The sequence below is a fragment of the Photobacterium sp. genome (assembly GCF_057456235.1).
Window position 1 is genome coordinate 1 of record NZ_JBVCPH010000034.1, and the last position, 4,480, is coordinate 4,480.

Here is a 4,480-nt window from a genome sequence, read left to right on the forward strand (position 1 = left end):
CTGGTGCTGACTCTGATGCATGAACTTTTGTTTATAAGGAAGCGGTTGGTGTTGTTTCATATGATTCTTGCTGTTGCCAACAAGGGGAGCAAACTAATGAGGCTTGTTTGAAAGTTTCCTTCAATGTTCGATTCATTAGACCACTACATTTTTCAGTCAATACCTTACCTAGAAATGTCTGCTCAGGTGATCCACTTTATGTGTATTACTAGAGGCTATGATGACAACAAACCTGTGGTTATCTCAGCACGGTATTTGGTACTTCCGTAAAGTATATCTCCTGCCTTCAGGCAAACGAAAAGAAACCAGAAAGAGCCTGCGAACGCGATGCAGCAGCAGGATAGCTTGCTGCTCGGGTGATTTGATTTTAACGAAGCGCGTTGAAGGGCGGGTGACAGCCACACAGATAGCAATGGCATCGTTGAGGTCATTTTTGGCACCCGTTCTGAAAGGCGCCACATATTTAGACGCCATGATTTTCGTTGTATGACCGAGTTTAGCCAATTCACGCGCCCAGTAGTGTGAAGCCCCACAAGCTTCCATTCCGATTGTAGCGGGCGGGATATTGGCAAACGTGGTTAAAACTTTAGACCGCGTTATTGTTTTGTGGATCAGTACCTTGCCTTGATGGTCTTCGCCGTGGATACTGAAACTATGTTTGGCTAAATCAATGCCATAAATTGATTGTGACATGGTGGCCTCCAAGTAATTTGGTCGTCAGACATTACCAAGTGTGGCAGAGCCTGATGAGGGGGAGTCCATGTCATTCGTTAGCACTCAAGTCGGTGCAAAATTTTCACACTACTCTGGATTAGCTCATAACTTTTTCCTGTCATATATGCAGTCGTTATCGCTCCTTCTTTTAGTAAACAAATAGTATTTAAAAGATCTTGTGAATCATTTCTTAATTTGTTCTGAATAAACTGGCGCACTTGCTCTTTGTGGTAGCAACAATAGCGGAAAATATCACTTTCTGGGTCACTAAACTCTGCTGACGTATTTATGAAAAAGCATCCTCGAAAATCACCTAGTGCAGTTTCATTTCCAGTAAACCAACTTTGCAATGATTCGAAAAGAACATCAATTAACTCACTGTCGTTGGTTGTTTCCTCTAATTTATGTTCTAACCAGTTCATGAAAATTAGATGCCTTTGGTTCAAAGCGGCCATGATTAAGTCGTCTTTCCCGTTAAAGTGGCTGTACAGCGTTTTTTTTGCAACCCCCGATACTTTAATGATTTCATTAATTCCAATTGAGTTAATACCTTGTCGGTAAAATAGATCTAGTGCTGTGCTTAATAGTATCTCGCGCTTCTTACTCATCATGAACTTCCGTAAGACTAGGTGTATTCATATTGACAAATGTAGAATGACTTGTCTACAATTGCGACTAGACAGATTGTTCTACTTTTTTGAGGTGTATATATGAATCGTTATTTGTTGGCTGTAATTGCTGGATTAGGGGCATCACTCACAATTGGCTTATTGTCATTTATAGAGGCTAATATGGACAATGCAGTACTGATTATGGCTCCATTTGGAGCGACTGCAGTACTTGTATTTGGTGTGCCAAGTAGCCCGTTGGCTCAACCCAAAAATGTCATTTTGGGGCATTTGATCACTGCATGTATAGGGGTGTTTTTCTCTCAATATGTAGGGGTAACTCCGGTTACAGTAGCTATTGCGACAGGGCTCGGTGTTACAAGTATGTTAGTTTCTAAAACAACGCACCCACCTGCTGGAGCTAATCCAATTTTAATTATGCTGTCAGGGCAAGGGTGGCTGTTTTTGGTGACACCTGTATTAGTTGGTTCTATATTCATTGTTTTGATGGGTAAAGGGCTTGAAAAGCTCCAAAGTTACCAACTCAAACCAGAGTGCTAACAAGGCAATCAAGGTGATACGTTACACTCGGTAGTTTTGGTGTGGAGTTCGGTGCGCTTTGCTGGTTTAGTGGGCGTACACCTTATTGCAGGCGTTATGTTCATAAAAAGGTATTGATTTGATAACGGTATTATATAAAAAACTTCAAACTATTGGGTATACCATTACGGCATTAATCGCGTTTGCTGCAAATTCTGTTTTATGCCGAATAGCGTTGAAAGATAATGCTATTGATGCATCAAGCTTTACCGCGATCCGTCTTTTATCCGGCGTTTTAATGTTTCTCATTTTATTTAGTTTAAAGGCTAAGTCAGTAACAAGTACTTCAGAAAAAAAAGGTAGCAGTTGGATAACAGGGTTAATGCTATTTATCTATGCTGTTACGTTCTCATTTGCGTACATTTCATTGGATACAGGGACAGGAGCACTTGTTCTATTTGGTGCAGTTCAGCTTACAATGATCATTGGCAGTATCGCTATGGGAAAAAAATTGCATATATCTGAATGGCTAGGGATTGGTATTTCTTTTTCAGGTCTTGCTTATTTAGTTTATCCAACTCTTACTACGCCTAGCTTGTCTGGTTTTGTTTTAATGGGGTTGTCTGGTATCGCGTGGGGAATATATACGTTGGTGGGTCGTGGTTCAGCTGATCCGATGACGGATACTGCGTTTAACTTTAAGTTTACGATTCTTTTGGTTTTATGTTTAAGTTTAATTACTTTTCCAATGATAAATATTTCATTTGATGGTGTGGTATTAGCTGCTATTTCAGGTGCGTTTGCTTCAGCGTTAGGTTACACAATTTGGTATATGGCATTAGGTGGTTTATCAGAAACTGAGGCGGCAGTTGTTCAGTTATCAGTTCCCGTTATAGCGGCAATTGGCGGTGTTTTATTTGTCTCAGAATCAATTAGTACACGGTTAATTATTGCATGCATTCTTGTGCTTGGCGGGATTTTAACCGTATTGATTGGCCGTTGGAAGTTTGCAAACAAGTGAACATAACAAATGCATTAACACGATACTTATAACGTTCGGCAGTTTTAGTTTAGAGTATAATTGGTTTTGAAGGTGTAGTGTTTGCACGTATTATGCAGGCGTTAGCCCTTTATCTAGTAAATCAACCAGGTAAAGGAATACTATGGCAAAAATGATTTTTTTGCATGGAACATCGAGCTCAGGTAAGTCTACGTTGTCAAAGGCAATTCAAAAGCAGTCAGCGATACCTTTCTGGCATTTTTCATCTGACCAGTTTGTAGAGGCTGGTATGTTACCTAAAAGAGTTAATGATGGCGGCTCCTTTGATTGGAGCAAACATCGTCCGCTCTTTTTCGATGCATTTCATAGTTGCATCAAAGCAGTTGCAGACTCAGGGAATAATTTAATTCTTGACCATATTATTGAGTCAGAAGAGTGGTTTCATTACTTACAAGAATTACTTTCAAATCATGATGTTTTCTTTGTTGGTATTCACTGCCCAATAGAAATTCTTCGCGAACGCGAAATGAAACGAGGTGACAAAGATATTGGGAATCGCTATTTCGGCGAGTCCGAATATCATTTTAAACATGTTCATACTTATTCAGCTTATGATTACGAAATTGATACCAGTAAACAATCTACAGCGAAAAGTGCCGAGATGGTTTTATCTGCATGGGAACAAAGAGCTGAAAGTGTATTTTTCGATAAAGCTGCAAATAGTTAATCAACGGATAGCGCGAGGTAAAAAGTAATGAACTCACCAACGATTATTGCTTTATTAGGATTCATAGCATGGGCCCTGTTTTTGCTTGTTCTGATGGAGTCTATTCGCTCAAAAATGGTTCTTACCAAAGAGGTGGCTCCAAACGGGTTTAATCCTGAGAACTCCAATTTGTCATCGTTTATGCAGAGGTTGGCTCGTGCTCATGCAAATTGCATAGAGGGTCTGCCGATTTTTGGCGGCCTAATGATCGCGGCGTTAGTTACTTCTAATGCGGCCATAACCGACCCGCTTGCGTATATATTTCTGGGCGCAAGGATAGTTCAGTCCCTTATTCATCTAGCATCACTAAGCCCGGCGGCGGTGACAATGAGGTTTAGTGCATTTGCTGTTCAAATGATTATTGGTGTCTACTGGTGTTATCAGTTACTAGAGGCGCTGATTTAATAAGAGCGCAGCTTAACTAGTCAAAGCAAGGGACAAATGCCTGCGGCCTTCGCCCATGTTTGAGGCGTTAGCTTTAGAGGAAAATATGGATGATGGATTAGACTTCGAGCGATGGGAGTCAGCAGTTGGTAAGATCGTTATGTCGCTATCTCGTGTTGAGGGCGAATGTAGGGTCAAGTAAAGTGTCAACGAATCGATTTTGCTTACATTCAATAAGGGGTGAACTAAGAGCCAGTATCGGTAAGCGTGAACTTTGTCGCAGTGTGCAAATCCGTGTCAGGCAAAGAAGCCATACAGCGTTCATGGCTGGTGCTGACTCTGATGCATGAACTTTTGTTTATAAGGAAGCGGTTGGTGTTGTTTCATATGATTCTTGCTGTTGCCAACAAGGGGAGCAAACTAATGAGGCTTGTTTGAAAGTTTCCTTCAATGTTCGATTCATTAGAC

At 40.8% G+C, this 4,480-nt stretch carries 5 protein-coding genes and 1 pseudogene; 4 read left to right on the forward strand and 2 right to left on the reverse strand.

Annotated elements, in window-relative coordinates; all coding sequences use genetic code 11:
• Nucleotides 1–318: 318 nt before the first annotated feature.
• Both AC2204_RS20510 and AC2204_RS20515 read right to left on the reverse strand, forming a co-directional pair.
• A pseudogene (locus AC2204_RS20510) lies at nucleotides 319–693 on the reverse strand (IS110 family transposase); the annotation flags it as partial.
• A 77-nt stretch (nucleotides 694–770) separates the two neighbouring features.
• Complete coding sequence (locus tag AC2204_RS20515; RefSeq protein WP_318927745.1) at nucleotides 771–1,322, reverse strand: TetR/AcrR family transcriptional regulator; 552 nt, start codon at nucleotides 1,320–1,322, stop codon at nucleotides 771–773.
• 102 nt (nucleotides 1,323–1,424) lie between these two features.
• On the opposite strand from AC2204_RS20515, the gene AC2204_RS20520 reads away from it, so the two are divergent.
• From AC2204_RS20520 to AC2204_RS20535, 4 genes are all read left to right on the forward strand, one after another.
• Entirely contained in the window at nucleotides 1,425–1,883 is a 459-nt protein-coding gene (locus AC2204_RS20520) for an HPP family protein (protein WP_318927746.1), read from the forward strand.
• A 118-nt stretch (nucleotides 1,884–2,001) separates the two neighbouring features.
• Nucleotides 2,002–2,883 (forward strand): DMT family transporter, encoded by an 882-nt coding sequence (locus AC2204_RS20525; protein WP_318927747.1) that lies wholly within the window; start codon nucleotides 2,002–2,004, stop codon nucleotides 2,881–2,883.
• Between the two features lie 142 nt (nucleotides 2,884–3,025).
• The gene (locus AC2204_RS20530) at nucleotides 3,026–3,589 is read left to right on the forward strand and encodes a chloramphenicol phosphotransferase CPT family protein (protein WP_318927748.1); all 564 of its coding nucleotides are present in this window, start codon (nucleotides 3,026–3,028) and stop codon (nucleotides 3,587–3,589) included.
• Between the two features lie 27 nt (nucleotides 3,590–3,616).
• Entirely contained in the window at nucleotides 3,617–4,033 is a 417-nt protein-coding gene (locus tag AC2204_RS20535; RefSeq protein WP_318927749.1) for an MAPEG family protein, read from the forward strand.
• The last annotated feature ends 447 nt before the right edge of the window (nucleotides 4,034–4,480 follow it).

Excerpts from the sequence above, each read along its gene's own strand:
- AC2204_RS20515 (WP_318927745.1), bottom strand. The coding sequence starts at position 1,322 with ATGAGTAAGAAGCGCGAGATACTATTAAGCACAGCACTAGATCTATTT.
- AC2204_RS20520 (WP_318927746.1), top strand. The coding sequence starts at position 1,425 with ATGAATCGTTATTTGTTGGCTGTAATTGCTGGATTAGGGGCATCACTC.
- AC2204_RS20530 (WP_318927748.1), top strand. The coding sequence starts at position 3,026 with ATGGCAAAAATGATTTTTTTGCATGGAACATCGAGCTCAGGTAAGTCT.
- AC2204_RS20535 (WP_318927749.1), top strand. The coding sequence starts at position 3,617 with ATGAACTCACCAACGATTATTGCTTTATTAGGATTCATAGCATGGGCC.